Below are 6,629 nucleotides of genomic sequence, written 5' to 3'. Positions count from 1 at the left end.
GCCCGGGCCCGTGCACGCGGGCATGGACTTCGCCGCCAACACCCACGTCATCGGGCTGGCCGGGCGCACGTTCGCGACCGTCGAGGCGGGGGCGTTGCCGTACGAGCTGAGCTACGAGCTCGACACCATCGGCGCGTGCGACTTCGGCGGCGGCCTGCCCGGCGGGTACGCCGCGCACACCCACCTCCACCCGGCCACCGGCGAGCTCCACGCGCTGGCCTACTTCTTCGGCTGGGACCACCACCAGCACATCGTGATCGACCCCGAGGGCACGGTCACGCAGGTCAGGAACATCCCGATCGCCGATGCCCCGATGCTGCACGACTTCGCCCTCACCGAGCGGTACGTGGTGATCTACGACCTGCCGGTCACGTTCAGCATGCACCACGCGCAGAAGGGCTCTCCGCTGCCGTACGCCTGGAACGACGCCCACGGCGCCCGGATCGGGCTCCTGTCGCGCCAGAGCGGCGACGTGCGGTGGGTGGAGGTCGACCCGTGCTGGGTCTTCCACACGCTGAACGCCTACGACGACGGCGAGGAGGTCGTCGTGGACGTGGTCCGCCACCCCAAGCGGTTCGTGGACAGCCGGCTCGACCAGGGCGGCCTGCCGACGCTCGACCGGTGGCGGATCGACCCGGCCGGCGGCAAGGTCCGCGAGACGCGGCTGGACGACCGGTCGCAGGAGTTCCCGCGCATGGATGAGCGCCGTACCGGCCGGCCGTACCGCTACGGCTACACCGCGGTCGGCGGCGACCTCGACGGCGTGCTCACGCCGGGCGACACCGAACTGGAGGACCTGCCCGACGAGGCGTTCGAGAACACCCTCATCAAGCACGACCTGGAGCGGGGGACACAGGAGCCCCGGCAGTTCGGGCGCGGCGCGTACGTGGGCGAGCCGGTGTTCGTGGCCTCCGGGGAGGCCGAGGACGACGGGTACGTGCTCTCCTTCGTCAACAACCCAGCCCGCGGAGCGGCCGACCTGATGATCCTGTCGGCGCAGGACTTCACCGGCGAGCCGGTCGCCATCGTGCACCTGCCCGCCAGGGTGCCGCTCGGCTTCCACGGGAGCTGGATCGCCGATTGAGCCGGACACGGTACTCTCTCTTGGTGATGCGGTGACGGGATCGAACGCATCCGGGCCGGTCCACCCAAACGGCGAGGACCTGGTGTCTGCTGGAAAGCTCGTGAAGAGGGAGAGGCCGTGACCGGTCTGGTCGTCGCCATGGACGGCCCTTCGGGGTCGGGTAAGTCGAGCGTGTCGCGCGGAGTCGCCAGGGCGCTGAGCCTGCGCTACCTCGACACCGGGGCGATGTACCGCGCGATGACCTGGTGGATGGTCCGGCAGGGCGTCGACCTGGCCGATCCCGCCGCCGTGGCGGCCCGCTGCGGCGAGCCTCGCATCGACTCCGGCACCGACCCCGACGGCCCCACGATCCACGTCGACGGCGTCGACGTGGCGGGGCCGATCAGGGAGGCCGAGGTGACCGGAGCGGTCTCCGTCGTGGCCGCCGTTCCCGAGGTCCGGGCACGCCTGGTCGCGCTCCAGCGGGAGATCATCGGCGCCGGTGACATCGTGGTCGAGGGCCGCGACATCGGCACGGTCGTCTGCCCCGAAGCCACTGTCAAGGTCTACCTGACGGCCAGCGCGGAGGCCCGTGCCACGCGGCGCAACGCCGAGCTGGCCGGCTCGACGGTGGAGGCGCAGCAGGAGGCCATGGCCAGGCGTGACACCCTGGACTCGACACGTAAGACGGACCCACTCTCGATGGCGGATGGCGCCGTCGAGCTCGACACCACTCCGCTTTCGCTTGAAGAAGTGATAGCTGAGGTGTTGAGGCTGGTTAAAGAGCGCACCTGAGGCTTTCAGGTGCGGTACTCACATTAAGGAAATCAATCGTGCCAACGGGGGATTGGGTCGAGGCCGACCTCGAAGAGCTTGAGATCACCGAGCACGGCGACACCACGCCGCTGCCGGTCGTCGCCATCGTGGGGCGGCCGAACGTCGGCAAGTCCACGCTGGTCAACCGCATCATCGGCCGCCGCGAGGCGGTCGTGGAGGACGTGCCGGGAGTTACCCGTGACCGGGTCACGTACGACGCCAACTGGCGCGGCCGCAGCTTCACCGTGGTCGACACCGGCGGATGGGACCCCGAGGCCACGGGGATGAACCTGCGCATCGCCGAGCAGGCCCAGGTCGCCGTCGAGCTGGCTGACGTGATCGTGTTCGTCGTGGACGCGACCGTGGGCGCGACCGACGCCGACGAGGTCGTGGGCTCGGTGCTGCGGCAGTCCGGCAAGCCGGTCATCCTGGCCGCCAACAAGGTCGACAACCAGCAGCTCGAGCTGGAGGCCGCCGCGCTGTGGTCGCTGGGGCTCGGCGAGCCGTACCCCGTCTCGGCTCTGCACGGACGGTCCAGCGGCGACCTGCTCGACGTGGTGCTCGACGCGCTGCCCGAAACGCCTGCTGTCAGCTTCGAGCATGAGCGCGGCCCGGCCCGCGTCGCGCTGCTCGGCAAGCCCAATGTCGGCAAGTCCTCCCTGCTCAACAAGCTGGCGGGGGAGGAGCGGGTGCTGGTCGACCCCATGGCCGGCACCACCCGCGACCCGGTGGACGAGCTGATCGAGCTGGGCGGGCGCACCTGGCGCTTCGTCGACACGGCCGGCATCCGTCGGCGCGACCGCGAGCTGCAGGGAGCTGACTACTACGCGGCCATGCGCACCCGGGCGGCGCTGGAGCGCACCGAGGTGGCGATCGTGCTCATCGACGCCAGCGAGGCGCTCACCGAGCAGGACCTGCGCATCATCGGCCTGGTCATCGAGTCGGGGCGGGCGATGGTCGTGGCGTTCAACAAGTGGGACCTGGTCGACGAGGACCGCCGCTACTACCTGGAGAAGGAGATCGACCGGCAGCTCGTCCGCACTCCGTGGGCGCTGCGGGTCAACATCTCCGCCAAGACCGGCAGGCACGTCGACCGGCTGGTGCCCGCTCTGGAGAAGGCGCTCGACTCGTGGTCCACCCGGGTTCCGACGGCGCGGCTCAATGCCTTCCTGACGGAGCTGGTGCAGCAGACGCCGCCGCCGGTGCGGGGCGGGAAGCAGCCCAAGATCCTCTTCGCCACGCAGGCCTCCGTGGAGCCGCCGAAGTTCGTGCTGTTCACGTCCGGGTGGCTGGAGGACACGTATCGGCGCTTCATCGAGCGACGGATCCGGGAGGAGTTCGGGTTCGCGGGGTCGCCGATCGAGGTCACGATGAAGATCCGGGAGAAGCGCGGCGCCAAGAAGGACAAGTAATGGCTTTGCCGTTGCCGGGCACGTAGGATCTACGGCAACGCGTCGACGGAGACGAGTAACCAGCGGATCCGCAGGGGTCCAGAGAGCCGCCGGTAGCTGCGAAGGCGGTCCCGTGCTCCGCTGGTGAAGACACTCCTGAGTGCGGGGAGGCAATGCCCCGCCGGTCTGACCCCCGTCATCGGGTCGTGGAGGCCGCCTCTTCACGAGGTGGCGAAAGTGCGGTGGCACCGGGAGTTCCCTTCTCCCCCGCACTCCCAAGGGGTCATGCAATTCCTTATGAGGAGCTGTAATGATCTCTCGTGTCTTGTCGGCGGAGCTCGCTGAGCACGCCGGGCAACGAGTGACGATCGCCGGCTGGGTTCATCGCCGCCGGCAGCTGAAATCCGTGTCCTTCCTCGTCGTCAGGGACCGTACCGGCCTCTCCCAGGTGGTGGCCGCGCGCGAGCTCCCCGGCGAGGAGAGCGTCGTCGAGGTCACCGGCACCGTGAAGGCCAGCCCGCAGGCGCCCGGGGGCGTCGAGCTGGTGGAGCCGGAGATCGAGGTGCTGTCGGAGCCGTGTACGACTCCGCCGTTCGACCTGTACCGGCCCGTCGTGCCGGCCGGGCTGCCGACGATCCTCGACCACGCGCCCGTGGCGCTGCGGCACCCGCTGCTCAGGGCGCCGCTGGAGATCTCGGCCGCGAGCGTGGCCGGGTTCCGGGAGGCGCTCGACGGGCTCGGGTTCACCGAGGTCCACACCCCGAAGATCGTCGCCTCGGCCACCGAGTCGGGCGCGAATGTCTTCGGCATCGACTATTTCGGCAGGCCCGCCTACCTGGCGCAGTCGCCGCAGTTCTACAAGCAGGCGATGGTGGGGGTGTTCGAGCGGGTGTACGAGGTCGGGCCGGTCTTCCGTGCTGAGCCGCACGACACCGTACGCCATCTGGCCCAGTACACCAGCCTCGACGCCGAGCTGGGCTTCATCCGGGACCACCGGGACGTGATGGCGGTGCTGCGGGAGGTGGTGGCCGGCATGCTGGAGTCGGTACGGCGCCGCGCCTCCGCCGCCGTCGAGCTTCTCGGGGCCGTGCTGCCCGAGGTGCCCGCCGAGATCCCGGCCATCCATTTCGCCGAGGCACAGGAGCTGACGGGCTCGCCGGAGCCGGACCTGTCGCCCGCGCAGGAGCGATGGCTGTGTGAGTGGGCGGCGCGGGAGTACGGGTCGGAGTTCCTGTTCGTCACCGGGTATCCGATGTCCAAGCGGCCGTTCTACACCCACCCCGATCCCGCACGGCCCGGGTACTCCAACGGGTTCGACCTGCTGTTCCGTGGGCTGGAGCTGGTGACGGGCGGTCAGCGGCTGCACCTCCACGCGGACTACCTGGCGGCGCTGGCCGCCCGGGGGGAGGGCCCGGAGGCGTACGAAGGGTACTTGCAGGCGTTCCGGTACGGGATGCCGCCGCACGGCGGGTTCGCGCTCGGGCTGGAACGGTGGACCGCTCGGCTGACAGGCACCGCCAACATCCGTCAGACCACCGCCTTCCCTCGCGACCTGCACCGGCTCTCGCCATAGGCCCTTACGGCGCACGACCTGGGTGTGTCGCCTCGACACGCAATTCACCGTTCACTAGAAAGGATCAAAGCCAGGACCTGGGGGAATGACGTAGATCGGGGCGCGGATGAACCGGCTCACCACTAGGTGGCCCTGGTATGTCTCGCTCGTACCGGTCGCCCTGATCGCGACGGGGATCTTCGTCAACATCCTGTCTCCGCATGACTATTGGGGCGACTACCAGCTGGGGGCCGCGGTCGTGCTGGCCGGAGCGCTGCTCTCGCTACGGCACACGATCGCGGTCGGAGCGGCCCTCGTCCTGGCCGAGCTGGCGCTGTTGATCAAGGACGGTTACTTCGGTCATCCTCCCGGCACGTTCTCGTTGCTCAACGCGGTGTTCACGGCGCTCGTCGGCCTCGGGGTGAACGTCGTGGTCGCTCGCCATGAGCGCCGGCTGGAAGCGGTGCGTTCCGTCGCTGAGGCCGCCCAGCGTGCCGTGCTGCCCACACCGCCCGCATACGTCGGCCGGCTGGCCATCGCCGCCGCCTACAGGCCCGCGCAGTTCGAGGCACTGATCGGCGGAGACGCGTACGCCATACAGGACACGCCGTACGGCACCAGGCTGCTGATCGCCGATGTGCGAGGCAAAGGCCTGGGCGCGGTCGGCACGGTGTCCGTACTGCTGGGCGCGTTCCGGGAGGCGGCGGACCAGGCACCCGACCTTGTGGTGCTGGCCGAGCGTATGGAGCGCGCGCTGGTCAAAGAGGCCTCGTCGCGCGAGGAGGACATCCGGATGGAGGGGTTCGTCACGGCCGTGCTCGGTGAGATCACACTGGGCGCGGACCGCGTGCGGCTGCTGAACTACGGCCACCCCTCGCCGTATCTCATCGAGGGCGACACGGTGTCCTCGCTGGATCCAGGCGAGCCGAGCCTTCCCCTGTGCATGAGCAGCCTGGGTGCGCCGCAGCCAGAGCCGGAGGACTGGCCGTTCCCGATCGGGGGCACGCTCCTGCTGGTCACCGATGGAGTGACGGAGGCCCGAGACCGTTCCGGGACCTTCTACGAACCGGCGCGACTCGGCGGCCAGGGCCCGTTCCGGCAGCCGGACGAGGTGGTCGAGGCCCTGGTACGTGATGTCGAGCGCTGGACCGGCGGTCCGCGCGATGACGACATGGCGATTCTTGCGATCACCCGGCGCGCCGGCGGGCCGGCCGGCCCGTGAATCCGATCGCCACGGAACCCGGGGCAGCTGTCCGGCGGGCCTCCTGCGTTATGGCGTCACCGGGCCTTCGGTGGCGGAAGCCTGGATGGCCGCCGTGAGCGTGAGGCTCCCGGCCGGGACCCAGCCTTCCACCTGGCTCACGTCCCGAGCGCCCGCGATGCCCCACGAGCCGAAGCCGGTGTGGCTGATGTCCATGTCCGTTGTGCCAAGTTTCATGGCAAGGATGCTGCCGGACCCGGCGGTGGTTACGCAGGGCACGGGCTTACCTGGGTTCGCGGGAACCACCCTGGGACCGCGGGGGGCGGGGCATCAGCAGCGCCACGGCCGCGCCGAGCAGGCAGATGAACGCCGTGACCAGGAACATCTCCGTGTACTCCGTGTGCAGCGCCGCCTGCACCTTCGCGGTGTACTCGGCCAGTTTCCGCTGGTACGTCACCGTGTCCACACCGAACGGGAGGGGCGTGTCCAGGTGGGCGGTCAGCGACTGGAACCGGTAGAACCCCCACGCCGACACCGCCGCGATGCCGATCAGCATGCCCATCATCCTGGCCACCACGACCGCCGCCGACGCCACGCCGTGCTGGG

Annotated in this window: 6 protein-coding genes and 1 pseudogene; 5 read left to right on the top strand and 2 right to left on the bottom strand. The window is 69.8% G+C overall.

All coding sequences use genetic code 11. The features are described from left to right. From AB0J09_RS52185 to AB0J09_RS52165, 5 genes are all read left to right on the top strand, one after another. Window positions 1-1,084, top strand: a 1,084-nt coding sequence (locus AB0J09_RS52185) for a carotenoid oxygenase family protein (protein WP_360709310.1), incomplete at its 5' end; no start/stop codon positions are given. Window positions 1,085-1,201: 117 nt separating this feature from the next. Then, complete coding sequence (gene cmk, locus AB0J09_RS52180; RefSeq protein ID WP_360709307.1) at window positions 1,202-1,858, top strand: (d)CMP kinase; 657 nt, start codon at window positions 1,202-1,204, stop codon at window positions 1,856-1,858. Between the two features lie 38 nt (window positions 1,859-1,896). Beyond that, window positions 1,897-3,291, top strand: coding sequence for a ribosome biogenesis GTPase Der (der, locus tag AB0J09_RS52175; protein ID WP_360709304.1), 1,395 nt, complete (start codon window positions 1,897-1,899; stop codon window positions 3,289-3,291). A 289-nt stretch (window positions 3,292-3,580) separates the two neighbouring features. Next, window positions 3,581-4,843 carry an aspartate--tRNA(Asn) ligase gene (gene aspS, locus AB0J09_RS52170; RefSeq protein ID WP_360709302.1) on the top strand — a complete coding sequence of 421 codons (1,263 nt, stop codon included), beginning with the start codon at window positions 3,581-3,583 and terminating at the stop codon, window positions 4,841-4,843. A gap of 106 nt (window positions 4,844-4,949) precedes the next feature. Continuing rightward, complete coding sequence (locus tag AB0J09_RS52165; protein WP_360709299.1) at window positions 4,950-6,044, top strand: PP2C family protein-serine/threonine phosphatase; 1,095 nt, start codon at window positions 4,950-4,952, stop codon at window positions 6,042-6,044. Window positions 6,045-6,092: 48 nt separating this feature from the next. On the opposite strand, the gene AB0J09_RS52160 is transcribed toward AB0J09_RS52165, so the two are convergent. Further along, on the bottom strand, window positions 6,093-6,260 hold the full coding sequence (locus AB0J09_RS52160) for a hypothetical protein (protein WP_360709296.1): 168 nt from the start codon (window positions 6,258-6,260) through the stop codon (window positions 6,093-6,095). A 46-nt stretch (window positions 6,261-6,306) separates the two neighbouring features. Continuing rightward, window positions 6,307-6,629 (bottom strand): annotated as a pseudogene (locus AB0J09_RS52155) (MFS transporter); the annotation flags it as partial.

This window comes from Nonomuraea sp. NPDC049784 (assembly GCF_040659615.1).
GTDB lineage: Bacteria > Actinomycetota > Actinomycetes > Streptosporangiales > Streptosporangiaceae > Nonomuraea.
Note: the sequence above shows the minus strand (reverse complement) of the source record. Positions and strands in the feature narration are given on the sequence as shown.